We start from the raw sequence: 24,820 nt of genomic DNA, 5'->3' as shown, positions 1-24,820 counted from the left end.
TTAGAGAAGGTCAAAAGTTGAATAATCCATAATTGCTCCGCCTGTGGCACAGACAGATGAATACTTGCCCTGAAAGCGGCCTCGAAATGCACCATTTAACTGGTTGCCATTACACGAAATCAACCCTCCATTGACACGGTAGTAATATGTTCCATCCGCCAGGTCAACTACGGTTCCGACCGGAGGAAGTGCGTTTAAAAATTGCCGGGTTAAGATAGTATCGCCAGATCCGGCAGAGGGAAGGATACTATTTAATACGTTATTAAAATCAGAATTAAGTTTGGCTTTAATATATTTCACATTATAGTCAGAACTGGCTTCGTAAGCAATGGCGGGCTTGCCACCATTCCCATAAAATACCCGAGCCGATACTGATTTCGACGGAATATTACCAGTATGTGTGAACCTGACTATTGAGGTCGGATCAGGTGATCCTTGCAATTGAATAATTGCGTTTTCAATATGCTTTTTCATGGATTGGTATTAGGTTTTATGTGTTGCCTGTTAACTCAGCCCTATAAATATAATAATATTTTATTCGACATTAAAAAATATTAAAGCGCATTTATGAAGTATTCAAGGACTGGCATTACGATTTAAGGAATGATTAACTAATGATCCGGTTGCGTAGGCATCTCTCCTTTAAAGCGGACAACCTAATTTGAACAAGAAGTGAAGCTCTCATAGAAGGTATGAATGTATCAAGAGTCCAGAAAATAAAAAAAACGGTTGTAGCAACAACCGGCCCACTTACGACAACATAAGCGTTCTTATGACTTATGGAATGGTGAATATAAGAATGGTGCTCAATGGGTATTCAATCCTCAAAATCCGGCACGAAGAATTTGTAATCTTTGGTAATAAAGGCCCTGGCTGCATCACTTAAATAAGCGCCGCCACTTAGTCCCAGCAGCGCAGTACCCAACACATCATGCGCGGATACCCACAGCTTTTTGAAAATGGAAAGTGAGGACGGTTGATCACTGTGATTGTCATGAAGCCAATAAGCTACCGAATAACGGGCTACGCTGGCAGCCTGCAGTAGTGCAACACGATCTGTTTCCGGCACCGAAATATCAGCTATGATACGCTTTTCCAATGCGATGAGCAAAGTATCCATGCGGCTGCCATTACTTCCATAAATAATGGCTGTGGTATCTGTACCGATCTTCAGTAAACGACGCAGATAATACTGCCCGACGGGACTAAGGCCCGAACCAGCGATCACATGCCGGAAACTATCCGGTCCATCATTCAATAAGCGCGTGGCAACCTGTATGATGTTACCGGGCAGTGGTTTGCCTAAAGAATCGGCTGCATAAGGTTTCATAATGTTCTCAATGGTAGTCAGACTGCTGTCTCGGATTGCGGTCTGCCGGTTCAAAGCGAAGGTTAGCGCCCGGTTATGCAGCAGCCCGGCGTCATCATAAGGATTAGCAGGATTAGCAATAGCATAATCAGCTACTGCGCCATTTAGCTTTACTGCACTAACCTTTGGAACATTGGCATTCTCTTTTTTTTCTTTCGTACAGGATACGGCTATACAAGCTGCAAGGAGTAATATAAAACAGGGTTTCATAGTTTGATAACATTAATGGTGATTAATAAAAGGAAAAGAAGGAGGGCTAACGCCCTCCTTAAAACTACATGCCTTTACTGTGTCCTTTGCGCCGGTTCTTTTCCTTAGCCGGGTTTTCATCATCGGTTTTTTTTGCCGATTTCCCGGTTTCCGGCTTGGCGCTTTCTACAGACTGCTGCATGAGCGTGCTGCCAGCCTGTTCCCCTGTTTCGCTTTGTTGGGCACTTTCTTTTTTGGAGACAAACAGGCGTTTTTTATTTTGATCGAAAAGCATAATGTTTTTATACATAGCATCCGCCAGTACATAGACCGTTTCTTCCTTGCCATTCAGGGTACGGGTCGTTTTGGCAAGATTGCCTTTACCTAAGGACTGCAGCAACTGCTGTGAACGTAACGGGTTGTCTGCATCCCTGATGCCATTGGCTAACAGCACCTGTTTCAGATCGAAACGCAATTCATCAGGATCATTGCTGTTTTGCTTCTTTTTGAACTCACTGTAGCGCTTCAGTTCATACTGGTTATTTTCCTTCCGTCCTGAACTGAAGTCTATTTGTAGCCAGGCGTTGTAGGTCTGGTCGGTCCACTTGTATTTGGCATCGGGTGCGTCGTTTTCTTTTTCATAAATGTTAAGCTTTTTAAAGACTGCCCGGCCTTCCAGCAGGTTCACAGCTTCCTTGGCAGTGATGCCCTGGTTCTCGTAAAACGTATGCATGTAGCCTTCCGGGCGATGTTCCGTAGGGAGTAAAGTAGCATCCATTTTATTGAAATACCACTTATCCTCATCCTTCGACTTGTTAAAATATAGATCGTAGATCACCTGGTCGGTACTATGCTGAAGCGTAAACTCCGGTACTTTATCTTCCAGTTTTTCCTGTAGTATCTTATCGAAAATCGTATCAAAACCGCGATACTTCAGGTTTTCCTTTAATTTTTCAAGATTATTGTTTTCGGTTGTTGTTGCCGCCTGGGCATTTTCCATTTGCTGTTCCATAATAGTAATTGATTGTTGTTTTTTAAATGAAGCGCCATCGTCAAAATGAAAGGGTGCTATATCATACATTTCAGTGTGCGGATTAGCCGGCTGCAGCCGGTAATCCAGTAGTTGCAGGTGCGCTGCATCGGCATCGTAACGTGCGAAGAGCGTTGCATCGATGACGGCAGGTCGGGAGAGGTCGCGGCGATAAAGCTCGTCGGTGACGCTTATGCCGGTACGCAGAACAGTAATACCACAGAAACTATGCAAATCGCCTTCCATATCCAGCTTAAAAGGCTTGTCATGGTATTGGCCGACGACTTTGTACTCTGTTCTACTGGAAACAGCGTCACGCTCGCTGGTGTCTAACATATTTTTTTCAGCATCTTCTAAACGCTCATAGGAGCCAAAAACTTTCACGCTATGACCAACCTCGTAAATCTGTCCGCTGGGCCACTGATGGCCGATCACATGATAGCGGTCGATACGATCTGAAGGAATAATTTGCTCCTCCCAGCGAACCTGTACCACACTGCCGCCAACCAGGGTGCGGATAAAATCAGGTTCATCACCAGAGACCCGTCCTATACCAGCGGCGGCTACTTGCTGCCGCGCAAGATCTATATCAACCGGGTTGAGAAAGGTTTCGTTATCGATGACAGCGAGTTGTTTTTGTAGGGTTTCTATTGCAGCATACCGCCAGTACCGATCCGCCTCAAAAAATTCACCCTGTATGTAATGAAAGTCCGATTGATGCGCACAAAAACCTTCCGCATCTTCGGCTGATTCAAAAAACCGCAGCCATTCCGGGTTGCCAGCATCTTTACCTGAAAAAATATACGCTACCCAATTTTCACCTTGTTCATTGGCAGCCTGCAATTTCGCTAATACGTTATCACGGTCTTTCTCTGCAATATCCATCCCTTATTACTTTGAAATTTGCGCCGCTTGTAACAGGTCTTCGCCACGCAGGGACAGGGAAATATTTCGGTCGCCACCGCGCTCCATCCATTCCACCACCAAACGTTTATTATCGGCAATAGTGAAGCGATTAAATGCCACGACGAACTGGCGCTGACGCCTGCCACCCAATTCACCGGTAGCATCCGGGCTGATATATACCGGAGACTGGTCGCTTTCCTGCTGTGCGGTTCTTTTGGCGCGTTTCCTATCTGTGACAAAGAACCGGGTTGTCCCGGTCTGGTAGCCAACGTGCGAGCCATTGGCAAGCGTAAAGCGGAAATACAGCAGGTCGCCGGTGCCGTAAATACCCAGCAGTTGCAGGCGCATGCGGTGACTGCGCGCGGATTTATCCATAAACGGCTTTGCGGCAAATACACTAATGGCCTGCTGCTGCAGATAGGATTCATTGACAGTTGTAGCGCTGAGCACCACATCTGGTTTTTTTCCTAATTGCTGACGCTTCAGATCAATGGCCTGATAGGCCGGGCTGGCACTGTAATCCACGGTAAAACTGAACAGTTGCCCATCGGCAGTTACCACACTCAGATTAGAAGCCGGTAGGAATTTATTCTGCGCCTTTACCTTCAGCACATTTTCGGAACCTTTTACTTTTTCGGCCAAAAGAAAGGCTGTACCCCGGTCAACACTCTGTATCGGTGAGGGCAAAAGAATTACCGTCGTTTTCTGGTCGGTCACTTCCAGGTGATAGGGTGTGATCAACGCGGCTGTACCGAGTTCCTGTGTTTGTTGGGCAAAGGATACTGCCGAAAGCAGCAATGCTGCCATGAAGAAAAAAATCTGTTTCATAATGTTTGAATTTTTAAAAGGTGATTACTGATTGCGCTGGTTCTGGTCCATCAGCAGGACGGGATAACCTGCACGGATGGTCACTTTGACCAGCCTTACTTTTTTACTGAATAAGCCTTTAGCAGCCTGAATGCCTGCACTGGCCGCCTGAGCCCCGATGGACGGATCGACATTATAAAAGTCAAGGCCCTGTATCGCCTGGTCAGCGCCCTGTTTGGCTGCGTCACGGGTAATAGCTCCCGGTACATTAATCCCTTCTATGCCGTCCATATCGTACACGCTCATCGCCACCGGCAGAAGTGTGTTATGGTAGCGGATCGTTTTAATGGCAATCTGCAAGCGGTCGCCGTTAACATTGCAAATGCCACTGACGAAGGTGCCCTGGGGCACCTGTGTGCCGTTAATGAAAACATCCTGCGACAGGCGTAGCCGCACCGTAGTGCCAGAGGTCAGCGTCTGCGACTGGTAGACGATGGCCGGGGCAGCAGATGACTGACCGGCATCATTGACAGAAGAGGAAAGTTCATAAAACCCGTTAACGGCAGCAGTACGCTGAATACCGTTCTGTCCCATCAGTGACCCGGTGCTGTCATCGCTACCGGTAGCGACCGTATAGACTTGACCCCGATTCTTTTCTGAAGCGGTCTTTGCCTTTTGTGCCGCCAATTGCGGGTTCTGCAGCTCCATGATCTTGTCCAGCATGCCGTCAAGTTGTTTGAGCTGTGGATCTTCGCCCAAATTTTCCGCAGCAGGCTGCTGCGGCAACGGTGCTGCTGTGCTACGTTGCTGCGTGTCACCGGTTCCTACAACAGGCCGCGTTGCTGGCTGGTTGATACGCCGGTTCAATTCTTCCAGTTGACGGGTGATCTGCCCTTCCGTATTGGTAAGTCTACTGTTGCCGGTCTGGTAGGTAGAAACGTTACTACCGGAGGTACTGCCCATGCCAGCGGTCAGTTGCTGCAATGTTGGCCCTGCTTGGTTATCACCCGACGGTTGCGTCTGATAATACGGGTCTTGTTTGCGCGCTTCCCGGAAACGTGCGGAATCCTTTGCAGCCTGCGCATAAAAAGAGAGCTTGTTTTCGCTGCTGTCCGTTTTGAGGTTAGCGGACGGCAGTTGCAGATTTAACCCGGCCTTGACTGGTGTTGCATTCGCATTCGCTTTACCACCGCCGAGTGCGTAGAACAGGAAAGCCAGGAATGGAAGCATAACAACGGGCAAAACAAGTAGAGCGCGTCGCTGCTTTTGGGAAAGAGATTGCATTTTTAAATTGTCCATAGCATTTGATTTAATTGAATAAAAAATTGATTACAGCCAGCGGTGTAGCATCAGCCACAGGCAGGCGGTGCTGCAAAGCGTGATAAAAAGCAGCAATGCGATCTTCCAGGCGGTGGGCGGCCAGCGGGCCGTATAGCGGTTCAGCCGGTTGGCTACACGTGCCCGCTGCGTTTCCAGCAGTTGCTGCCACTGCAAACGGTGTTGTCTTTTGGTGTTTTTCATACTTAGCGGTTTTGAATAGCGAGGTCTTTATTTTCGATTGTGGCCCATTTTTCGATCAGGAACCCATGCGGGTTATTGTCGCTGCGGCTGACGTTACGTAGCTGCCCTTCGGTTACCAGGCTGCGCGTTACAATTGAAGTGGAGCGGATCATTTTTTCTTTCCCATAGAAGCGAAAGCGGTAAGGGTAGGCGCTTACGTCAACCGCGATACTATCGACCGTCAGTTGCTGGCTGATATTTCCGGAGATCAGGTTGGTATAATAGCCCTGCTCTTTGAGGTCGCTGTATACCTTAGCTGCGCTGTTGTCGGCCAGGTATAGGGCTTTGGTGAGGTTCGCCTCTATGACCTTATCGTCGGGATCAAGGGAAAAGAAATCACGGTGAAAGGTGGCAATGTGATCGCGGGCCTCCACGGGTATATTTTCATTGCGGTCTGCCGAAAACGCTTCGAGCGCTTTGCCGTTTGCCAGGATGTAGATATGCTGCCGGTAGTCATTTTCAGACTGGTAGCTCTTATAGATCGCATAACAGGAAATAAAAGCACACGCGATGATCAACACGATGCTGAACCATTTAATGTGCTTAAAGGCGGTATCAATGTTTTTGAGTTGCTGGAACATAGTAATAAGGGGATTAAGATTTACCGGATAATTTATCAGCAGCATAAGCGCCGCCATAACCGGCAACCCTGCCTGCGGCGGCTGCCGCCCCGCTGCCTTCATTTTCGCCGCTGGCACCTTCCTGCATGTGATTTTTAAAATTGGACAGGCTGTTGAGTGTTTGGGCAGCGTTCGCCGAGCCTACCGATATAGCAGCGGTAGTGGCCAGTCCGGCCGCTGACGTTGCTTTGGCAAGCAGGGCATGCCCGCCGACATTGACGATATAGCCGGCAATTGAGGGAACCGTAAAATAGCCGATGATAGCAATGAGCAAAAAGATCAGGTAGGCGGTGTTCGTGCCGCTGAAATGGGGATTGGCGGCACCTCCTGTTACTTCAAGGTGTACCATATTCTCCTGTATTTTGGCGATGATGGCACCGAAAATATTAGCAACCGGTAGCCACATGTACACATTGATGTAGCGGGCCAGCCATTGCTTAATGGTATGTTGGAACCCATCGAACACGCCAAGTCCGAAACAGAGCGGGCCAAGTATAGCCAGCACGATCAGCTTAAAGGTGCGGATGGTGTCGATCACCAGTGCCGCTGCTTCAAAGCCCAGATTTAGCAGTTCGGCAATCCCTTTTTTAACCCAGCTCTTAAAGCTCCATCCCCAGGACTGATCGGCAATCGGATTTGCAGTCGTATTATTACTGCCTGCCGCACCGTCCGGGTGCGCATATTTATACCATTTATCAGGATCGGTACCGGTAGCGGATAATCCCTGCAGGTCATCATCCACAGGCTGGCCGCTGTTCAGCATGGCTTCCATGGCAGCGTTTGACTGACCTACCATTGCGGCAGTGGCTGTTACGGTAGGTTGCAATACCCCGTTGATCATCGCCAGTACGGCGGGGAATACCATAATACAAAAGCCGATGACAAAGGGGCGCAGCAGTGGGTAAAAATCTACCGGTTCGGCAGCGGCAATATGCCGCCAGACGCGCACGGCGATATACCACAGGGCTGCAAACCCTGCAATGCCCCGGCCTATGTCGATCATGTTGCTGCATAGCGGCAACATCTGGTCATACATTTGGTCCAGTACACCTTGCAGGCTGTGCACATCGGCCTGCATACCCTGGGCGCTGCAAAGCGCGGGCAAAAGGATGGCCGGGATTGCCGTTAGGGCAATCTTCAATAGTGATTTTTTCATATGTTCGGGACTTTAGTTAGTTCAGATCGTAAAGCTGTTTTAACTGTTGCCGCTGCACTTCGCTGTCGGCACGCCGCAGCGCCAGCGTGCGGGCCTGGTTATTGAAGCTGCGTAAAAAGGACAGCTGATGCTGCGTATCGGCGTAAATACCATCTATCAGCCGCAGGCGCTGGTCGTCGCTCATACGCACGCTGCCATCGGTAATTACCATGGTCAGCGCCTGCAGGTTCTGCACACTTTGATCGGAAAGATTACTGAAGACAGTGGCGACATAATTCAGTTCAGATGCGGTAAAATGTCCATCGGAGCGGAAAGAAGACAGTGCCGATTTGTATTCGCTTGCAATCGTGGCCTGGTCACTGATGATCCGGGCCACCTTCGGGTATTTGCGCACAGTCGGGCTAACCAGCATCAGCCCATCAATAAAGCCCTGTTGCAAGCTGAAGTTGCCCTGCGAGACGTCTTTAACGCTGTTATAGCCTTTACTGACCAGCTGGTAGCCGCTGTACATATTGGACAGCACTTTTTTCAATCCCGCGAGCTTCTGGTAATCCAGCACCAGCATCTGAATGTTATCTGCTATGGATTGCGCCTGTACCGTTACACTTACCAGTAAGATCATCATGCTACCCAGCAGTGGTTTGATCATTTTTTTCATAATCCTCCTGATTGAATGCCATATAATTTTTGCAGATCGCCCCTGTCCTGCTTGTCTGCTGCCCTGGCTTTTGCCAGCCTGCGGGCTTTGGTGGTGTAAGAACAGGTGAAATTGTATTTATCGTTCATGTCCGCGTAGAGCTTATCGATGCGGTCCAGGCGCTGGGCATCGGTCAGCTGCAATAGCCCGGAAGTAAGGAGCTGCGATAATTCATTCACGTCCGTCCGGCCTTCAACTTGCATATTGTCCGCGACCCTTTTCAGGCTGTTGAGTTCATCAGGGGTTAATTGCTTTTGCGCCTGCTGCCAGCGGATCTCCGCCGTAAACAGTGCGGTGATCTTCGCCGCGATCTCAGCAATAGCGTTTGCTTTGGGGTTATTACGCACGGTAGCACTGACCATTTTCAGCGAATCGACATAGTCCGTATGTAAACCGAACGTGCCATTTTTCAAATCATGAGCTGTAGTCAACCCCTGGCGGGACAGGTCGTAACCTTTTTTTAGCGCCGTGGCGTACAGCTCAATACCAGCGATCTGTTCGGCCATGATCTTTCGGCGTGAAGACTGCTGGTTAAATATGCCCTGCGCGTGAGCGGACGCATAGAGCGAAAGGAATGTTATAATAAAAGTGCATTGCTTTTTCATGTCGTTTAAAATTTAATTGATACCATAGAGTTGTCTTACCTGCGCGGTATTTCGGGCAGCAATGGACCGTTGCAGGGATAAGTCAACCCCTGCCGTGTTAAACTGCCGCAAATCGTCCAGGTTGTGCTGCATTGCGGCAGCAATCTTTTTAATGCGCTCCATGCGTTCCCCGTCTTCCATTTGTGCGGAAAAGGATGTGACAGTAGCAGTTAGTTCTTGTAGGTTTTGCAGGCTTTCAGCGAGAATGCCGTTGTACACAGAAGACATATAGCGGAGCTCATCAGCGGAGAAATTTTTATCCTGCTGGAAAAGGTTCCATGCTTTTCTATATTCCGCTACCAGCTGGGCCTGACGGCTGATCACCTGTTTTACTTCGCTATATCCCGCAATGACCTGCCGTACCTGCTGCATCTCACTATAGTATTTGCTGAACAGGTCTTTTTCTTTGCCGAGCCAGCCATTAATGTCTTTAAAGCTGGCGAGGGTCTTGCTGTTTTCCAGTTGCTGTTCAGCTTGCTGCAACTGTATCGTCTGGTTCTGTAACTGCTGTACTTTTATATCGAGGGCAACAATTACTTTTTTGATAGCAGAGCTGACCAGGCTGACAATGGGAATTTGCGCATCGGCCTTCGGCATACCTATGCCCAGCAACGTTAGCAGCAGGCCGGTCGTAATAAGTGTTCTTTTCATAGACATACTGGTTAAATGGTTTGAGATCGCAAGTCTGCAGCCAGGGCGGCAAGGCCGCGCCGTATATCACCATACCTGCGGGCATATTCCTGGACTTTCAGTTTCTCGGTCTGTTCGGTAGAATAAGCGTAGTATTCCTCCGTTGATGGTTCATAACGGTAGACCTTCATGAGCTGGTTGCCCAGGTCGATGTAGACTTCACGGTATTTTTTAGTTGGGTCATTCGCCTTGTTGATCGAAAGCACCTGCTCTTTGCCTTTGTCACTCATGCCCAGCACTGCCTGTATATCGGCAAACTTGTTCGTGAACTTGCGCATGTCCAGCAGGATCTTGCAGTCGGCATTGTTAATGATGGCTTCTTTAATGATCGGAGATGTAATCAGGTCGTCTATCTCCTGTGTTACGGTAATCGCTTCACCAAAGTATTTACGAACCGTTTTGTAGAGATACTTCATAAATTCCGCCATGCCGCTCCGTGCAATAGCCTTCCAGGCTTCCTCAATGCAGATCACTTTACGGACGCCTTTGAGCTTGCGCATTTTGGACACGAACATTTCCATAATGATGAGCGTGATCACCGGGAAAAGGATCGGGTGATCTTTCACATTATCCAGCTCAAAAACAATAAAAGGCTGGTGCATCACATCGAGGTTTTCAGTTGCATTGAGCAGGTAATCGAACTCACCGCCTTTGTAGTAGGGCCGGAGCACATACAGGAAATTATTCAAATCGAAGTCACGGTCTTTAACCCCGTCAGTCGCCAGCTCACTTATAAAATGTTCCTGTAGAAATTCATAAAAGCTATCGAAACAGGGAAAGATATGGCCATTGCGGTCCAGGTGCCGGTAGTAGGATTGGAGGGCATTGGATATAGCGACATACTCAGCGCGGCGGAACGCTTCATCGCTTTGCTTCCACAGTGCTACCAGCAGGGTTTTGATACTTTCCTTTTTTTCCGTATCCAGCATATCGCCTGCCGGAATATAGAAAGGGTTAAAACGGATCGGGCTTTCTTCGGAATAGGTGAAATAATATCCGTTCACCAATTGGCACAAACCTTCGTAACTGTGCCCCACATCCACAACGATACAATGGGTTCCCTGCTGCACATAACTGTGCAATAGATGGTTCATGAACATGGACTTGCCGCTGCCGGAACCACCGATCACGATTTTATTACGATTGGTGGTAATACCCTTTCGCATCGGTTCATCGGATATGTCCACATGGACGGGAACGCCAGTCAGGCGGTCGCCGAGGCGAATGCCAAAAGGGCTATCCGAAGAGCGGTAAGCGGTTTCCAGGTTCAGAAAACAGCATGCCTGCTCGGTGAACGTATCGAAAGTATCATTCATCGGGAAATCACCTTCATTGCCCGGCAGTCCTGCCCACCAGATCTGCGGCGCGGCAACGGTCTCTTCTTTGGCGCGTGCATCGAGTTGTGCCATCGCGGAGCCGACGGCATTGTGCATCTCTTTTAACCCAGCTTCCTGATCCGTCCATACCAGGACATTGAAATGCGCTTTAACCGGCATGCGCTGCTGGCTGATCGCCTCATTTAAAAAATCCTGCGTGGCATCACGTGCAATGGCATTCTCCCTGGAATAAGCCGACAATGATTGCAGCCTGCGCCGTTTGGCTTCCATCAGCTTTAGCGTCTTTGGCCCGTCCGGGACGAAAATGTATTGGTTGTAGATATGGTTGCAGGAAAGCAGTTGCCCGAGCGGTGCGGCAAAGCCGGTACTGAATTTTGTTTTATCAGTGCTGTACTTGTCGTAATTGATGCGGGAACCGCAGAGAGGGGGCAGGTCTGCCACGTCCGCCAACGTAAAAAGCCGACAATGATCGGCACCTATCTGTAGCCCTTGCTCAAAGGATATGTCCTTTATCACGGGAATAGCTTGCGGGCCAAGCAACTGAAGATATTGCTCTACCAGACCTGTTTTATCTTGCAGCCCCGCCAAGGCATTATTATCCAGACGTTGCAGCGTTACAAAACCACTGTCTTGCAACAGGCGCTGAAACTGCCCGGCAGTGTCCAGCAGGGATTGCAGCCGTAAGGCGTTTACGGTGGTTAAAGGAGCCAAATTACGACGAAGCAGGTTGCTGAACAGGGAACTGGCAGGCTTACGGTCAGTATTGCGGAAGGTAAGCAACACGTAGCACCGATGATTTAAAAAAGGACGTTCATTAAAAAAACGTTCGCTGGCCCTTGCCAGGAAAGGTAAATCATCTGCAAAGCGAGCCTGCATTTTTTCCGCCATAAACCAGTCCTGTTTATGAAAGACCGTATGTGGCGGCAGTAACCGGATCGCTTTTATCCACGCCTGGTGAAAGTCTTCATACTGCGGGGCAGACAGGGAAAATATTTCAGGCAACTGCGCTTCCCAGGCAAGCGTAATGTCGCCCGCTACCGATAACAGGCAATCATTTTCCACTTTCCACACCGGAAGCACTTTTTCTATATCGATGGCTGGTTTCATGATCTGATGTTTTGGTAAATACTTCGGGAATGGATACGAATGGCGTTCGGCAACTGTGCGCGTGCGGCTTTTTTCATCAGCCCGTACTGGCCGTATTTATGGGAATAGCGAAACACGAAATAGAACAGCCCGGAACCAATGATTACGACCATTGGCATGAGCAGCAGCAGGCCGCATCCGAACATGTACAGGGTAGCGAAGGCCAGCAGCAGGATCACCAATCCTGCGGCGAGATAAGCAATGTATTGTGCTTTCAGGCCACGAAACTCCAGGGGTTTTCCTATCCCTTTATTAATCGGGTAAACGCTGCTCATCTTCTACCTCCTTGCTGGTCTTTTAAAATGGCTGAAAGCTGCAGGGTAACCATTCTGCGGAGTTGCTTATCGGTTTCATTAGCTTCACAAAAACCGTACAGGTCAAATTTAGATTTGCAGCAATCGATCATCCTGGTGATTACGGTGGTCAGTGTTCCCGCTTCCCGCATCCGGTAATAGTCGAAAGCGAAATCTTCTTCCAGTAGCTGGGCGATGTAATGAAAGCGGGACGGGCGCAGGTCTTTGGTGATCGCATCCAATACCTGTTCTTCAATCAGCATGGATGGCTTGCCGGCTTCTTTTAATTCGGCAATCATGCCCTGTGCAGCGTCTACCCGGCCAATCAACCAGTGCTGCAACTGGCCGGTATGGTTAAGACGAATCACCAGGTCAGGGTGATCTTCTATGATATAGCTGTTCAGCCTTTCTAATATTCTATCGTTCATAGCTTGTCTTTGAGGGAATGAATAAATAACGAAGCACAAAAAACGGGGCGGCCAGCAGGTAGGTAACAGCAACAGCTATGACCACCAGCAGCAGTAACCAGCCGCAGAAAACGATGCGCAGCAAGGCGATGGCCGCACCTTTCAGCTGTTCCGGCTTCATATTCCTTTTCCTTTCCTTTTCTTGTGCGGCGGCTCCTTCTTTTGTTCTTCGGGCTTTACCTCATGGGCTTCATCGGCAGCGGGCGGCTGGCTTTTGATAAACGTGTCGTCTGCCAGACCGAATTTACGCGCCCAGCCTACCGGGTCTAAGCTCAGCAGCGGCGGCATGCTGATAATCCTAATGTCCGGCGGCAGATCTTCAGGGTCTACGATCATGTTGGCTATGTTGCGTGTTGCCGTGTCATAGACTATGGCGAGTTTGCCATCTGTTTCCCATAGCAATTCGTCCATTGAAATGCGATTGCCGGGCGCATCTGCCTGCCGGAGTTCATTGAGCTGTATATCGACAATAAATTCAGTTCCTTCGATGGTAAAGCGCGGCAGCTCCCGTGCCTGTGTTGGTGCCTTTTTCATCATTAAAGCGTTTATACACCAAAGAATCCTTTGAGAACGGTGGCTACCACGACCAGGAACACGCAGCTGCCAAACCATGCAGCGGCCACTTTGCCGGTGTCCGGGTCTCCTGAATTCCATTTGTTAAATACTTTAATAGCACCTACAAGCCCGACGATCGCTCCAATAGCATACATCAGGTCAGTACCATCTTTGAAGTAGCCTTTCACCTCGCTGGTCGCCTGGGTAATACCGGCATTGCCGCTTTGGCAGAAAGCGGAGAAGGCATTGAAGAGCAGGCAGCTGAATACCAGTGTTGCAGCCAGCAGGATATATTTAGAGCGCAACCGTTCTTTATGGCTGTTCGTTTGTAGTTTGTTCATTTTCTGTAAATCTTTTTAATGGGAGGAAAGGGATTACCAAAGCGCAGCTATCTCTGCCGGATCAATAAAAATGTTGCATTGCTGCAGGGCTTCTTTAGCCATCAGTTGATTAACTGCGGTTTTGAAAGGCAAGGCTAAGTTCTGTGTGTTCAGTCCACTCAGGTACTGGCGGAACAATACCAGCAGCTTATCTTTCGTGGCGTGGCTACCGGCCCTGGGCAGCAGGTCATAGCGCAGTTCCTGCTGGATCTGCTCCATTAACACAATGTCAGTAGGCATGTCCGCTGTTGGCGGTGGAACAGGTCCAGGCGCTGGGTTAGTAAAGGCGACCTGCGGCTGCGCGGGTCGCTTGCGCATGAAGTCGCGGATTTTTTTTCGGTAAACGGTCAGGCCGATAAACAGGTAATACAACAGCAGCAGGATGGCTGCCGAAAGGCCGAACTGGCCCCATGAGATTTTACTCAGCATAATCATTTGGTTTTATTGTTCTGCATTATTGCTGAGGCAAAACTGGTCGTATTAAAAGCGCTCCTTTCCCACCGGGAACCGTCTACGGTATTAAAAAATTATTTTCCCTGTTGTGTTCAACGGCTGTATACCGTTAAAAATCCGGCCGTTGCGGTGATTAATTATTGGTTAAAACCAAGGGAGCCAGTTTATACTTTTTAGCGTAGGCCACTCGTGTAATCTTCGTTTTTTAGTGCACAGGGCTATTAGATTTGTATACAACCGGAAGGAAGTTGTGTAAAAACTTTCGCGCGGGTTAATGCAAAAAATTCCAGCCGGTAACATAAAGTCATGGACATCGTAAAAATTGGTGTCAACCGAAAAACATTTATAAACCCTATGCTACGAAAATGGAAGATACCGCTGCAGCTGAGCTTTGATGGCACCAGGCCGTTGTACCAGCAGATTGAAGCAGCTATAGAGGAAGAAATTAAAAAGGGAAGGCTGGCAGCAGATACGGCTATGCCCGGCACCCGCGAGCTGGCGAAAGAGTTAAAAGTACACCGTAAAACGGTTGTGCAGGCTTACGACCGGCTGCTCAGCCGGGGACTACTGTATACCCGACAAAAACAGGGAACCTTTGTCGCTGCGGAAAAGGATAGTACCAGGTATGCGACATTGCTCAGCAAAGCGCCTTTTGCCTTCCGCACTTTTAAAGTGGATTTTACCGAAGACCTGCCACCGATGCAGTCGGGCCTGATCAAGTTCGATGATGGCTTCCCCGATCCGAGGCTCGGCCCCTTACTGGAACTTACCGGCACTTACCGGACAATTTTTAAGCGCACGCTGCGGCAAAGGCAAATGGAATTTCAGAACCCGAAATTCTACGATCCGTTGCGGGATGTATACATCAATATGCTCAACCAGCAACGCGGCCTGAATGTCAGTCCCGACCGCGCCTGTTTTGTGGTAGGTCAGCAAATGGGCCTGTATATGGTGGCACAGGTACTGCTCAAAAAAGAAGAAGTCGTGGCAAGTTGTAATCCGGGTGATCCATTTGCATGGCATATTTTTCAGAGTGTGGGCGCAAAGCTGGCTGCCGTGCGAAGTGACGAGAAGGGCATGGATACGGCGCACCTCGAAGAGTTATTAAAGACGCAGAAAATTAAACTGGTATATACTTCACCGCAATGCCAGTACCCGACTACGGCTACCATGAGCCATGAGAGGCGCAGGCACCTGCTGCAGCTCTCCGAAACTTATGGCTTTGCCATTATTGAGGCGGACTATGATCATGAGTACTGGTATGGCGCACAGCCTTATGTCCCGCTGGCTGCGGAACCGCACGGGGGACAGGTGATCTATATCAGCGCACTCAGTAAGCTGCTGCCGCCCTTCTACCTGATGGGCGTAGTTTGCGGACCGGCAGATTTTATCCGCTCGCTTACCGCGCTGCGGGAAATGATCGGCCAGCAGGGAGACATCCTGCTGGAACATGCTACGGAAGACCTGATCCGCGACGGGGTGATCGCTAAAGCAGTCCGTAAATCGGTTCATCATTACAAGGAAAAGCGGGAATATGTATCGGCAATTTTATATAATTACTTATACAAACATGTGCAATTCCAGGTGCCACAGGCAGGGCTGGCTTATTTCCTGCAGTTCAGAGATGATATTGATTTAACAAACCTTTTAACCAGACTAAAACAAAAGGGCATTTATATTCGCAATCCCGGCAGTGCATCTTTTGATGATACGCCGCCGCGGCATCTGCGCATCGGATTTGGCGCCCTTGACCTTAGAGAGCTGGAACAAGGCGTAAAAACGATCGCGGATATTCTCTCCGCTTAACCCTTCTTTTTTCAAATCATAACTTCCTTTTTTCGACCCCGAAAGGGCCGCAGGGGATGCTATTAACTTACTCAACGAAAAGAAAAACTATGGAATTTGTAATAGAATTGCTCTCAGCCTTACAACAACAATTACAACAAATCGAAACATCGGATGATATACTGGCTATTGCCCAGGAAGGTTTTAATGCAACAGAAGCAGCCTTACTTACCCTGAAATCATTTATTATAGGTTACACCTTTAAAGACAATGCCGAAGAAATCAGGTTTTTTAAAGAGCTGAAGCCGCAATTTTATGCGCTGATGATCTACTATGTGCAGGTGTATCACACCGAGACACACAAACCTGCCGGAGCCAAAAAGGAGTTGCGCAAGTATTTGAAAAACCGGATGCGTACCATAACGCAGTTTTCCTATGATAACCGGGAGTTTTATAAATACGTGCGCTCCGGTGCTACCTATCTCGATCACCAGTATTATATACGCAACCAATATGATATTGCCATTGGTTTTGATATTCCCTATTTTGATTGTGATCCCAGGTTCTCCACGTCTCATGATTATAAGATGGCGTTACTGCTGGCCAATGAACAACTGTCACAGTACTTTGACAGTTCGCTAAAAGCACTTGATGATACCCGCAAGGCTGCCGGTTGGCTGGAAGACCTCGGCCTTGGATGGGCAGAGACTAAAGCGGCCTTAATTGAATGGATCTATGCCCTGCAAAGCAGCGGGGCTATTTATAACCGCAAGAAGAACTCGCCTGCTGATGTACGGGATCTGGCCTCATTCTTTGAACAGATTTTTGATATAGACCTCGGCAATTATTACCGCACCTTCCAGGAAATCCGCATCCGCAAAAACCGGACAACCTTCCTGGACCGCTCCCGTGAATGCCTGATCAGGCGAATGGACGAGAGTGATATGAATCCAAGATGACCGTTTTTTACCTGTTGGGAATAGAACCGCGTCCATTTAAATTGCATTTAACTTTCTTTCCAATCCCATCTCCGACAAAGGCTGCAAATAAATGCAGCCTTTTGTTTTTTCACATAGACAAAAGCCTCATTGACATAAGGCAATAAAGGAAAGAGCATATGGGCGCATAGATTCGGATTTTTATTGACACACATGACAACAATACAATCCCTGCACCTGCATCCTACCATCATATACAGAACGCCCCAATTTTCCTACAATGGCAGCTGGCATACCTGCTGGCCACCATTAAAGCAGTCAATAGCCGTGTCGGCATCTGCTGAATTGAACGAACTGCTGGCAGTGGTACAGGATGAAACAGACCTACGTCGTTTACCGCAAAACCTGCGACAGACGATCTGGAAGTATTTTAACCGCGCTACTTTTCGCTCCACCCCATACGGAGCGTTTGCTGCAGTCGGCGTAGCAACTATTGCAGACGCTGCCCAAGCACAAGGATTAAGAATAAAAGACCAGTATTTGCATACCTATCCCGATTGGCTGGCTCACCGGCAGCTTGAAATAAAACAGGAGCAGGTTTTCGACAAAAATTGTTTATTACTGGCAAACAGTAGCTGGTATGTTGCAGGAAAGGACATCCGGTATATTTCTAAAGAGGAGACGGGCTATGAACTGGTCGATATATCGTCAAGCGGGCTTATTCGTACCCTTTTATATTCCTGTGAAGCACCCAAAGCTGCGGCATCGGTTTGCCATGAGTTTGCTGCAACCTATGGTGAAAAAGAGGTGAAAGATGCCATCTGGCAGATGTTGGCAGACCAGTTACTTTTTTGTTCGCTACAGCCTAACTTGTCCGGCCAGGAATATTTTGAGCGGTTTGGTTTTACCATGCGGGAAGATACCAAACCTTATATCATTGCAGAACGCCCTTTAGCATCAGGAGACATACCCAGGAGCCTGTTGCGCCATGTGCCGGAAGTGGTAGCACTGCTTGCCGAGGTGCTACCTTCATATCACGCTACCGCGTTAAACGCATTTGCCACCGCGTTTGCGGCCAGGTTTGGAGAAAAGGAAATACCACTGATGGTAGCTCTTGATCCCGAACTTGGTGTAGGTTATGGCCAAATGGATCAGCAGGTTGAAAGCCCGCTGATAGAAACGCTCCGGCAGTCGGCGGGAAATAAGGAACAGGAACCGTCCACCCAGGAATTTTTAATTAAAGCCATAGCTGGAACTAAGCAACGTATCATTCAGCTGGAAGAACTGTCATTGCCGGTTCGCAAGAACAACCTGCCGCTGGCAAATTCGGTGCCGGTAATCTGTACGGTAAGCGACGACCTTGTGTACATGGAATATGCCGGCGGTGCCACCGCCAATGCTATTTTAGGTCGTTTCTCACTTCCTTTAACGGAAATAGAACAACACTGCCGCCAATTGGCAGCATCGGAACAGGCGGCCAATCCGGATGTTCTTTTCTTCGATGTATCCTATGCCATTGGATCGGTTACGGATAATGTAAACCGGAGAAAACATATTTACCCGCTGCAGCTTAGTATCCATAACTTCGATACCTCTGAAAAGCCGCTACATACAGGTGATTTAATGGTTTCGGTTCACGGTGACCAGGTTTTCCTTCGATCAAAAAAATGGGGCAAGCGCATGGTGCCGCGATTTGCCAGCGGCTATAATTATATGTTTAGTGACCTCCCCTTATTTCGCTTTCTGTGCGACCTGCAGCACCAGCAGGTTCATAAAAATCTATCCCTGAAACTGCGCGACCGCATTAGCGGCCTGTCCTATTACCCGCGCCTGCAACACAAAAATGTCGTACTCTCACCTGAAACATGGCTGATTACGATCAACGCTATAAATAGCCTGCCTGGTGAAACTGTTTATGAACGGTTAAAGGCTTACCTGGCAGAGCGACACATGTCGCGCTACCTGAAATGTGGCTGTGGGGATCAAACTTTATTTTTTGATACAAAGGATACGGAGCATCTAACGGCCTTATATGATCATTTGAGAAAAGAGAAAGAAGCCTATTTTGAAGAAAGTTGGCTTCCGGTAAACAGCCTGATTAAAGATGAGCAAGGTAATCCTTTTATGCCGCAACTTATACTCACCCTCACTCACCAGGAAAATATATACACAGGCTTGCCCGAGCCATTCTTTGGCACTTCAAATAACCTGATTATTCCGGGTGACGATTGGCTATATTTCGAGATTTTTGTTCATCCGTCACGTACAGACGACCTCGTTTGTTCGCATATACTGCCATTTATCGCTGCACATAAGACGGCTGTAAAAAGCTGGTTTTTTGTGCGATACAACCAGGATGGGCCTCATATGCGTCTTCGTATACAATTACAGGATCAGGAACGCATGCAGCAGGTAACACAGCAACTATTTCAGGTATTAAAACCCTGGATGGAAACAGGCATCATCTCTGATATACGCCTCAGACCATACCGGCGGGAGACTGAACGTTATGGCGAACTGTTCATTGAACATGTAGAACAGCATTTCTTTATTGACACTTGTTTTGTAACTGCTGTTTTAACGGAGGATATGTGCACCGATCAGAAATATCTGTGGGCGTTAAAGTTGCTTACTGATTGCAGGGAGCTGTTATTACTGCCGACAGGAGATTTTGACCGGTTAATTGCGGCAAACAGCGCCGCCTACTGCTCGGAACATTCGCTTGGCCCGATGGATTTTAAGGCATTGAACAAAGCAGCAAAAGAACTGAATAACAACATGGGCCTCACTGGCAGTCCGGCTTTAACCGTGCATTACTTAAATATGCTGAATTCCTTAACTGCAACCGTATCAATATACGAACCCCGACAGCGCCCGGTACAATTTTCAGCGCTATTTCATATGCTGGTGAACAGGTTGTTTGCTTGCGACCAGCGGCTGCAGGAAACCATCATTTATTATTTTTTTGAACGATCCTTAAAGACATTTCGGGCGAAGGCTATTTTAAACCCTTGCGTGCAATGACTTCTTTCATGAATCCGTCCATATAGGTAGGGCCGATCAGTACCAGGAATCCGCCACGCATCACAATGGTCCCGTTTTTAATGCCTACCACATAATCGGTATTAATAATAAATCTTTTGTGCACCCTGCGGAAGCAATTTGCAGGAAGCAATTCTTCCATTTGGTACAAGGAGTGGTTGGTCCTGATCGGCTCTCCTCTTCGCATATACAGCGTCACATAATTAGAGGCACCCTCGACAAACAGGATATTATTTGTATGTACATGGATATAGTTCCCCTTTTTGGCGGACTGTAAGTAAAGCGTAGTATGGCCTTTTGAAATAAGGGATTGATTATTGAACCAATCCAATAGTTTCGTTACCAGCAGGTCAAACCGCTTCCGGGTAACGGGTTTTACGAGATAATCAAACATATTGTCCTCGTAAGCCCTGACGGCTTTACTTTTATCAGCCGTGACCAGTACCACATGAGCCAGGTCCTTTATCTGTGACGCGAATTCAAGTCCGTTAATATTAGGCATCATAATATCCAGGAATACTATGTCTGCATCGATGGCCCCGCTCAGAATGCGTTGAAGCGCCCGTTCCTCTTTGGTGTCACTGCCAATGAATTCTAACTCCGGTGTGGCCTTAATGTAGGCAGCAATCCATTCTACAATGACAGGATCATCGTCTACTACATAGCATCTCAGCTTCATAGCTCAACTTTTAAGTTTACCTCGTAATAAGATTCATTACTTTTAACCCGGTAGGTGTAGCGTCCTGGAAACATCGTTTCCAATTGCGTTTTCAGGTAGGCTGTACCCAATCCAGTCCCTTGAATTCGCCTGGCTTTACCCTGCAGATTTCGACTGTAAAACACTAATTGGTTATCACGACAACTAATATTGACAATGGCCGGCATTTTTTCATCTGATAGAACACCATGATCGAATATATTTTCTACCAGATTCAACAGCACCATTGACGGAAAAAAACGGGTAATGGTATGTTCATCCTTATCTATATGCCAGATCAGGTTTGCTTTTAGGCGGCGCATTGCAATATTCAGGTGGATGTAATTAGTGACTTGTTCCAATTCCTCTTCCAGTGTAGTTGCACCTGAATCGCTTTCCAATGTATAATGCATCACTTCTGCAAAAAGCTCCAGTGTCTGCCCTGCGGAAATAGAAACGGGCGAAACTTCTGACTGCAGAAATTGTAGTGTATGAAAGGTAAAGTGGGGTTTAATCCTCGCTCGCAGGACCGCAGCCTTCAATTCGAGTTTTTCTATTTCAAGCGCACGCGCCTGTTTTGCTTTTTCAATTCCATTGACGGCGAAATAATAAGCTAAGGCAATCATCGAAAGATAAACGCATCTCCAGAATGGTCTAAGGAAAACAATTGTAAAATGAAAATCGCCTGTCTTGTAATAATCCAACAAGGTGTCTGCCACGTTTTGCAGTAACAGGAAGCAAACAAATCCAACAATAACAGCAAGGAGTATTCTAAAAAGACGGTAAGGTCTCAGGATGGCAAACGGATACAGTATGTAAGCAGCAGTTAAAAAATAAGCGATGTCAATGGCGTAGAAGGTAAGTACCGGTAACAAATGGATTTTGTGGAGCACCGAATAAAGCATGGCCTGTTCATAAAGCGCCACTGCAAGTATGCCGGAGCAAAAATATAATAGCCGTTTAGCACGGACTGAATAGTATTGTGTTTTCATATGGGTATGGGCAGTTATCTGGTCATTATTTTTTTACATAGGGAAAAGGCATCTTCAGCCTTCGGAACTATTGCAATCGTCCCATCTTGACGATATTTAAAGTGTTATACAAAAACAAAAAATCATTATGAACACAATGAAAACTAAAAAAAGAACTGCATTCCGCTTCTCCAACGGTTTGGGGACTGGCATCCGCAAAGACGAAACCACCACCACAAACACCACCGTTACCACTGTGACCTTTTTTGCTACCTGCTTTTGCCCGGGCAGCCTTAAGTAGGCTATAACTCCCTGTAGCTATTTGCCTGGGGAGATACGCCGTTATTTAGATCCGATTACATGCGGATTCTCTATGTGAAAGCCGGTTTTCTCTATGTCAAAAAATATTCGCATAGGGAATCCGGCTTTTCAGCAATTCGGCTTTCTCCATGTCAATAATGGCATTTAGCTTTACATCAGTAAGGAACCAAAACCTTTGCATCGGATTAGAGCCACAGCTTCAATCAAAGATTTAATTCAGGAAAACGGCAGACAGTCAGGTTTTGCCAGATGGATTTAAGGCATTTTGTTTGCAACTTTAATTTAACCCTAAAATCATTCTTAAAAAAGCTTTTAAACCGGATTAACATATAATCCGAATTCATAAACCATTGTCTATTAAATTCTTTTATCCGTTTAAAAACTGAAATCATTATGAACGCAAGAAAATTTTTTACGGAAATTATTTGTGTGCTATTGGTTGTCCTTTTCCTCTATGCAGCATTCTCAAAGTTGCTCGATTACCACAATTTTTATATCAGACTGGGACGCTCTCCATTTATATATCAGTTCGCTGGTTTGATTGCATGGGCAATTCCGCTTACAGAGATCATCACAGCAGGATTATTAATCTCCAACAAGACACGCACAGCCGGCCTAATCAGCTCACTCATCCTCATGTTCTCCTTTACCCTTTACGTAAGCCTGGTACTCGGTGCTGCTAAAAAAGTTCCATGTACCTGTGGGGGATTACTGCAAAGCATGAGCTGGCAACAACATCTGACGTTTAATGTATTTACCACTATTCTTATCCTGTTAACCCTATTTCTTCAAAGAAACTCAACCGAGCCTGGAACCATACATAACCTACCTCTTTCCAGCTCTCACTAAATTTTCTCGTTGCAACAGAAAAGCAGGGGTAGCCGAAAACCTGTATAAAAGAGTAGGCACCTTTCATCACTTATTTCAATTTAACCAAATGAAAACTGTAAAAATCGTGCTCACTGCACTCGCAGTAACTGCTGGCATTGGTGGTGCCTTCGCCTCAAAAATTGTTGGAGACTCCCAGGAAACATTTTACCTGGATGCTTCCGGACAGCCAACAGACCAGGTGGATATCCCCAACTGCCTGCAATCGCAGAACAAGTGCGCTCAGGTCTGGAACGTGGATGCAAACGGTAATCCAACCACTCCTGCGGGTTCTGTGATTATGGGAACTCGTCAGGATTAATTACCCCCTTTCTTGATTCGTCTTCTTTATCCGTTTTATCATCACAATGATTATAAGAACAGGCGCACCAGGTGGTGCGCCTGTTCTTATTTGCTTAGTTCGGTGTTAATCATTTTTGTGAATGTATTCCAGCCATCGGCTGAACGGATTTCCGCTCCTCTGGCAGTGACAACATTGCTATTCTTATCAATTAACATAAGTGTCGGATAAGAGTATATCTCGTAGTATCTAATGAACGGATGATTATAACCTTCTCCATTGGTATAAAGCTGATCCGCATCTTTTAACGTGAACTTTCCGATTCCCTTTTTCCAGAGTGTTTCACTTCTATCCGTGGATATGGCTACAAATGCGACATCTTTAGTATTATAGACTTTTCTTAAGCTGTCCAGAAATGGTCTTTCAGACACACAGCCAGCACATCCGTTGAAGAAAAAATCAACCACTACAACTTTTCCTTTATAATCAGTCAGGTACCGGAACTTCCCGGTTGTATCTTTTAATGCAAGCGAAAGTACCGGTAATCCTGCTTTCGTCTTTTTATTATACGCTGAAAAAAAACGTTGAGCAGCACTGAACTTTTGCTGATCGGGCCATTTTGTAATTAAAAAATCGCTTACGCACTGTTGTAGCTGCTGATCAACGCCTTTAGCTTTCATCCGGTGGATAATAAAAGCAGTACACAGACTTTGGTTCAAAGGCTCTCCGGGATACAATGCTTTTAAATTAAGATAGTGCTGCCAGGTGTTAGTTGCTTTGCTGCCGTAAAATTTCTCTATAGCAATGTTTTCTTTTCGGCCATAGTTAATATCGGCTATATCAGCTATTTCTTCCCAGGTACTCTGAACAACAAGTCGTTCACTGATTTTTGCCGCATTTACAACTAAACTGAAATTTTTGTAAAGCGAATCCGGACGTTCTTTTTGTCGCGCAAGTCGGGTAAATGCCGGTATATAATTATTGGCTGTCCAAAAAGACTTATAAAATGTAAATGAAGTGTTGCTGATGCTGTCCTTGTATTTATTCAAAATGGCTGTGAATTCAACCTGGTTGGAATCTGCCCTTTGAAACAATTCATGAAGATTCATTGAAATTGGAAATTTGCCCGGTTTCATGCCTATAGACTTAATAAAATCGTGAAGCATACTAAGCTTCTCAGAACCTTTTCCGAAAAACTGAACATTCCGGATGCCCAAATTAAAATTCTTACCAACTTCAAGTGTTAAGTGATCACCAGGCTCGATCATTGTGGCAAAAGATCCATAATAGCTTTCGTTCGTTTCAAAAAGACTAAATGTATCATATCCTAAACTCACCAATTCAGGATGCGAAAGGGTCAGGATCAACGTGCAGACATTATCCTTTATAGGTTTGCATTTTTTGATTACGTCATAAACCAGGCTTTGCCGGTCAACGTAAATAGCCTCCAACGAATCAACGGGCGGCGGCGACTGGAAATGAACCGTGATAGTAGTTACCAGTTTTTTACGTGTTTGCGCATAACTGCGTGTAAAAACAAGGCTGGTCAGGAAAATGACGAGTGCTAAAATATATAGGGTATATAGCTTAGTGTTCATC

At 47.0% G+C, this 24,820-nt stretch carries 27 protein-coding genes; 6 read left to right on the top strand and 21 right to left on the bottom strand.

What is annotated here, in order from left to right; genetic code table 11:
• From MUY27_RS00275 to MUY27_RS00190, 18 genes are all read right to left on the bottom strand, one after another.
• The gene (locus MUY27_RS00275; RefSeq protein ID WP_245127958.1) at window positions 1–474 is read right to left on the bottom strand and encodes a hypothetical protein; all 474 of its coding nucleotides are present in this window, start codon (window positions 472–474) and stop codon (window positions 1–3) included.
• 343 nt (window positions 475–817) lie between these two features.
• Window positions 818–1,579, bottom strand: a complete 762-nt coding sequence (locus tag MUY27_RS00270) for a hypothetical protein (RefSeq protein ID WP_245127957.1) — start codon at window positions 1,577–1,579, stop codon at window positions 818–820.
• A gap of 64 nt (window positions 1,580–1,643) precedes the next feature.
• Window positions 1,644–3,473: a hypothetical protein gene (locus tag MUY27_RS00265; protein WP_245127956.1), complete on the bottom strand. Its 1,830-nt coding sequence runs from the start codon at window positions 3,471–3,473 to the stop codon at window positions 1,644–1,646.
• A gap of 6 nt (window positions 3,474–3,479) precedes the next feature.
• Complete coding sequence (gene traN / locus MUY27_RS00260) at window positions 3,480–4,322, bottom strand: conjugative transposon protein TraN (RefSeq protein WP_245127955.1); 843 nt, start codon at window positions 4,320–4,322, stop codon at window positions 3,480–3,482.
• A gap of 24 nt (window positions 4,323–4,346) precedes the next feature.
• The gene (gene traM, locus MUY27_RS00255) at window positions 4,347–5,600 is read right to left on the bottom strand and encodes a conjugative transposon protein TraM (RefSeq protein ID WP_245127954.1); all 1,254 of its coding nucleotides are present in this window, start codon (window positions 5,598–5,600) and stop codon (window positions 4,347–4,349) included.
• A 30-nt stretch (window positions 5,601–5,630) separates the two neighbouring features.
• The gene (locus MUY27_RS00250; protein ID WP_245127953.1) at window positions 5,631–5,822 is read right to left on the bottom strand and encodes a hypothetical protein; all 192 of its coding nucleotides are present in this window, start codon (window positions 5,820–5,822) and stop codon (window positions 5,631–5,633) included.
• A gap of 2 nt (window positions 5,823–5,824) precedes the next feature.
• Complete coding sequence (traK, locus tag MUY27_RS00245; RefSeq protein ID WP_245127952.1) at window positions 5,825–6,442, bottom strand: conjugative transposon protein TraK; 618 nt, start codon at window positions 6,440–6,442, stop codon at window positions 5,825–5,827.
• A 13-nt stretch (window positions 6,443–6,455) separates the two neighbouring features.
• Window positions 6,456–7,637 (bottom strand): conjugative transposon protein TraJ, encoded by a 1,182-nt coding sequence (gene traJ / locus MUY27_RS00240; protein ID WP_245127951.1) that lies wholly within the window; start codon window positions 7,635–7,637, stop codon window positions 6,456–6,458.
• A gap of 16 nt (window positions 7,638–7,653) precedes the next feature.
• On the bottom strand, window positions 7,654–8,295 hold the full coding sequence (locus tag MUY27_RS00235; protein WP_245127950.1) for a TerB family tellurite resistance protein: 642 nt from the start codon (window positions 8,293–8,295) through the stop codon (window positions 7,654–7,656).
• A complete protein-coding gene (locus MUY27_RS00230; protein WP_245127949.1) occupies window positions 8,292–8,939 on the bottom strand; it encodes a hypothetical protein in 648 nt (215 codons plus the stop codon). The genes MUY27_RS00235 and MUY27_RS00230 overlap by 4 nt, the downstream gene beginning before the upstream one ends.
• Window positions 8,940–8,951: 12 nt before the next feature.
• Window positions 8,952–9,629: a conjugal transfer protein TraI gene (locus MUY27_RS00225; RefSeq protein ID WP_245127948.1), complete on the bottom strand. Its 678-nt coding sequence runs from the start codon at window positions 9,627–9,629 to the stop codon at window positions 8,952–8,954.
• An 11-nt stretch (window positions 9,630–9,640) separates the two neighbouring features.
• Complete coding sequence (locus MUY27_RS00220; protein ID WP_245127947.1) at window positions 9,641–12,112, bottom strand: TraG family conjugative transposon ATPase; 2,472 nt, start codon at window positions 12,110–12,112, stop codon at window positions 9,641–9,643.
• Window positions 12,109–12,426 (bottom strand): DUF4133 domain-containing protein, encoded by a 318-nt coding sequence (locus MUY27_RS00215; protein ID WP_245127946.1) that lies wholly within the window; start codon window positions 12,424–12,426, stop codon window positions 12,109–12,111. Before MUY27_RS00215 ends, MUY27_RS00220 begins: the two co-directional genes overlap by 4 nt.
• Window positions 12,423–12,872, bottom strand: a complete 450-nt coding sequence (locus tag MUY27_RS00210) for a hypothetical protein (protein WP_245127945.1) — start codon at window positions 12,870–12,872, stop codon at window positions 12,423–12,425. The genes MUY27_RS00215 and MUY27_RS00210 overlap by 4 nt, the downstream gene beginning before the upstream one ends.
• The gene (locus MUY27_RS00205) at window positions 12,862–13,032 is read right to left on the bottom strand and encodes a hypothetical protein (RefSeq protein WP_245127944.1); all 171 of its coding nucleotides are present in this window, start codon (window positions 13,030–13,032) and stop codon (window positions 12,862–12,864) included. The genes MUY27_RS00210 and MUY27_RS00205 overlap by 11 nt, the downstream gene beginning before the upstream one ends.
• The gene (locus MUY27_RS00200; RefSeq protein ID WP_245127943.1) at window positions 13,029–13,448 is read right to left on the bottom strand and encodes a hypothetical protein; all 420 of its coding nucleotides are present in this window, start codon (window positions 13,446–13,448) and stop codon (window positions 13,029–13,031) included. Before MUY27_RS00200 ends, MUY27_RS00205 begins: the two co-directional genes overlap by 4 nt.
• 8 nt (window positions 13,449–13,456) lie before the next feature.
• Window positions 13,457–13,807 carry a DUF4134 domain-containing protein gene (locus MUY27_RS00195; RefSeq protein WP_245127942.1) on the bottom strand — a complete coding sequence of 117 codons (351 nt, stop codon included), beginning with the start codon at window positions 13,805–13,807 and terminating at the stop codon, window positions 13,457–13,459.
• A 33-nt stretch (window positions 13,808–13,840) separates the two neighbouring features.
• Complete coding sequence (locus MUY27_RS00190) at window positions 13,841–14,275, bottom strand: hypothetical protein (RefSeq protein ID WP_245127941.1); 435 nt, start codon at window positions 14,273–14,275, stop codon at window positions 13,841–13,843.
• A 330-nt stretch (window positions 14,276–14,605) separates the two neighbouring features.
• Between MUY27_RS00190 and MUY27_RS00185 the strand changes: the two genes are divergently transcribed.
• The 3 genes from MUY27_RS00185 to MUY27_RS00175 all read left to right on the top strand — a co-directional run bounded on the left by MUY27_RS00185 (window position 14,606) and on the right by MUY27_RS00175 (window position 20,046).
• Window positions 14,606–16,105: an aminotransferase-like domain-containing protein gene (locus tag MUY27_RS00185; RefSeq protein WP_245127940.1), complete on the top strand. Its 1,500-nt coding sequence runs from the start codon at window positions 14,606–14,608 to the stop codon at window positions 16,103–16,105.
• Between the two features lie 89 nt (window positions 16,106–16,194).
• Window positions 16,195–17,043, top strand: a complete 849-nt coding sequence (locus MUY27_RS00180) for an RteC domain-containing protein (RefSeq protein ID WP_245127939.1) — start codon at window positions 16,195–16,197, stop codon at window positions 17,041–17,043.
• A 192-nt stretch (window positions 17,044–17,235) separates the two neighbouring features.
• Window positions 17,236–20,046, top strand: a complete 2,811-nt coding sequence (locus tag MUY27_RS00175; protein ID WP_245127938.1) for a lantibiotic dehydratase — start codon at window positions 17,236–17,238, stop codon at window positions 20,044–20,046.
• Here the strand turns inward: MUY27_RS00175 and MUY27_RS00170 are convergent.
• Window positions 20,021–20,743, bottom strand: a complete 723-nt coding sequence (locus tag MUY27_RS00170) for a LytR/AlgR family response regulator transcription factor (RefSeq protein ID WP_245127937.1) — start codon at window positions 20,741–20,743, stop codon at window positions 20,021–20,023. The genes MUY27_RS00175 and MUY27_RS00170 overlap by 26 nt on opposite strands.
• Entirely contained in the window at window positions 20,740–21,753 is a 1,014-nt protein-coding gene (locus tag MUY27_RS00165) for a sensor histidine kinase (RefSeq protein ID WP_245127936.1), read from the bottom strand. The genes MUY27_RS00170 and MUY27_RS00165 overlap by 4 nt, the downstream gene beginning before the upstream one ends.
• Window positions 21,754–21,889: 136 nt before the next feature.
• Here MUY27_RS00165 and MUY27_RS00160 point away from each other — a divergent pair, with 136 nt between their 5' ends.
• The 3 genes from MUY27_RS00160 to MUY27_RS00150 all read left to right on the top strand — a co-directional run bounded on the left by MUY27_RS00160 (window position 21,890) and on the right by MUY27_RS00150 (window position 23,242).
• Window positions 21,890–22,033, top strand: coding sequence for a hypothetical protein (locus MUY27_RS00160; protein ID WP_245127935.1), 144 nt, complete (start codon window positions 21,890–21,892; stop codon window positions 22,031–22,033).
• A gap of 413 nt (window positions 22,034–22,446) precedes the next feature.
• The gene (locus tag MUY27_RS00155; protein WP_245127934.1) at window positions 22,447–22,902 is read left to right on the top strand and encodes a MauE/DoxX family redox-associated membrane protein; all 456 of its coding nucleotides are present in this window, start codon (window positions 22,447–22,449) and stop codon (window positions 22,900–22,902) included.
• 88 nt (window positions 22,903–22,990) lie between these two features.
• On the top strand, window positions 22,991–23,242 hold the full coding sequence (locus MUY27_RS00150; RefSeq protein WP_262918255.1) for a DUF6520 family protein: 252 nt from the start codon (window positions 22,991–22,993) through the stop codon (window positions 23,240–23,242).
• A gap of 86 nt (window positions 23,243–23,328) precedes the next feature.
• Here MUY27_RS00150 and MUY27_RS00145 read toward each other — a convergent pair whose 3' ends face one another.
• Complete coding sequence (locus MUY27_RS00145; RefSeq protein ID WP_245127932.1) at window positions 23,329–24,819, bottom strand: TlpA family protein disulfide reductase; 1,491 nt, start codon at window positions 24,817–24,819, stop codon at window positions 23,329–23,331.
• Window position 24,820: the final 1 nt, after the last annotated feature.

The sequence above is a fragment of the Mucilaginibacter straminoryzae genome (assembly GCF_022953055.1).
GTDB classification, from domain to species: Bacteria; Bacteroidota; Bacteroidia; order Sphingobacteriales; family Sphingobacteriaceae; genus Mucilaginibacter; species Mucilaginibacter straminoryzae.
This window is presented reverse-complemented; position numbering and strand designations above follow the sequence as displayed.

Excerpts from the sequence above, each read along its gene's own strand:
- MUY27_RS00275 (WP_245127958.1), bottom strand. The coding sequence starts at position 474 with ATGAAAAAGCATATTGAAAACGCAATTATTCAATTGCAAGGATCACCT.
- MUY27_RS00270 (WP_245127957.1), bottom strand. The coding sequence starts at position 1,579 with ATGAAACCCTGTTTTATATTACTCCTTGCAGCTTGTATAGCCGTATCC.
- MUY27_RS00265 (WP_245127956.1), bottom strand. The coding sequence starts at position 3,473 with ATGGATATTGCAGAGAAAGACCGTGATAACGTATTAGCGAAATTGCAG.
- traN (WP_245127955.1), bottom strand. The coding sequence starts at position 4,322 with ATGAAACAGATTTTTTTCTTCATGGCAGCATTGCTGCTTTCGGCAGTA.
- traM (WP_245127954.1), bottom strand. The coding sequence starts at position 5,600 with ATGGACAATTTAAAAATGCAATCTCTTTCCCAAAAGCAGCGACGCGCT.
- MUY27_RS00250 (WP_245127953.1), bottom strand. The coding sequence starts at position 5,822 with ATGAAAAACACCAAAAGACAACACCGTTTGCAGTGGCAGCAACTGCTG.
- traK (WP_245127952.1), bottom strand. The coding sequence starts at position 6,442 with ATGTTCCAGCAACTCAAAAACATTGATACCGCCTTTAAGCACATTAAA.
- traJ (WP_245127951.1), bottom strand. The coding sequence starts at position 7,637 with ATGAAAAAATCACTATTGAAGATTGCCCTAACGGCAATCCCGGCCATC.
- MUY27_RS00235 (WP_245127950.1), bottom strand. The coding sequence starts at position 8,295 with ATGAAAAAAATGATCAAACCACTGCTGGGTAGCATGATGATCTTACTG.
- MUY27_RS00230 (WP_245127949.1), bottom strand. The coding sequence starts at position 8,939 with ATGAAAAAGCAATGCACTTTTATTATAACATTCCTTTCGCTCTATGCG.
- MUY27_RS00225 (WP_245127948.1), bottom strand. The coding sequence starts at position 9,629 with ATGAAAAGAACACTTATTACGACCGGCCTGCTGCTAACGTTGCTGGGC.
- MUY27_RS00220 (WP_245127947.1), bottom strand. The coding sequence starts at position 12,112 with ATGAAACCAGCCATCGATATAGAAAAAGTGCTTCCGGTGTGGAAAGTG.
- MUY27_RS00215 (WP_245127946.1), bottom strand. The coding sequence starts at position 12,426 with ATGAGCAGCGTTTACCCGATTAATAAAGGGATAGGAAAACCCCTGGAG.
- MUY27_RS00210 (WP_245127945.1), bottom strand. The coding sequence starts at position 12,872 with ATGAACGATAGAATATTAGAAAGGCTGAACAGCTATATCATAGAAGAT.
- MUY27_RS00205 (WP_245127944.1), bottom strand. The coding sequence starts at position 13,032 with ATGAAGCCGGAACAGCTGAAAGGTGCGGCCATCGCCTTGCTGCGCATC.
- MUY27_RS00200 (WP_245127943.1), bottom strand. The coding sequence starts at position 13,448 with ATGATGAAAAAGGCACCAACACAGGCACGGGAGCTGCCGCGCTTTACC.
- MUY27_RS00195 (WP_245127942.1), bottom strand. The coding sequence starts at position 13,807 with ATGAACAAACTACAAACGAACAGCCATAAAGAACGGTTGCGCTCTAAA.
- MUY27_RS00190 (WP_245127941.1), bottom strand. The coding sequence starts at position 14,275 with ATGCTGAGTAAAATCTCATGGGGCCAGTTCGGCCTTTCGGCAGCCATC.
- MUY27_RS00185 (WP_245127940.1), top strand. The coding sequence starts at position 14,606 with ATGGACATCGTAAAAATTGGTGTCAACCGAAAAACATTTATAAACCCT.
- MUY27_RS00180 (WP_245127939.1), top strand. The coding sequence starts at position 16,195 with ATGGAATTTGTAATAGAATTGCTCTCAGCCTTACAACAACAATTACAA.
- MUY27_RS00175 (WP_245127938.1), top strand. The coding sequence starts at position 17,236 with ATGACAACAATACAATCCCTGCACCTGCATCCTACCATCATATACAGA.
- MUY27_RS00170 (WP_245127937.1), bottom strand. The coding sequence starts at position 20,743 with ATGAAGCTGAGATGCTATGTAGTAGACGATGATCCTGTCATTGTAGAA.
- MUY27_RS00165 (WP_245127936.1), bottom strand. The coding sequence starts at position 21,753 with ATGAAAACACAATACTATTCAGTCCGTGCTAAACGGCTATTATATTTT.
- MUY27_RS00160 (WP_245127935.1), top strand. The coding sequence starts at position 21,890 with ATGAAAACTAAAAAAAGAACTGCATTCCGCTTCTCCAACGGTTTGGGG.
- MUY27_RS00155 (WP_245127934.1), top strand. The coding sequence starts at position 22,447 with ATGAACGCAAGAAAATTTTTTACGGAAATTATTTGTGTGCTATTGGTT.
- MUY27_RS00150 (WP_262918255.1), top strand. The coding sequence starts at position 22,991 with ATGAAAACTGTAAAAATCGTGCTCACTGCACTCGCAGTAACTGCTGGC.
- MUY27_RS00145 (WP_245127932.1), bottom strand. The coding sequence starts at position 24,819 with ATGAACACTAAGCTATATACCCTATATATTTTAGCACTCGTCATTTTC.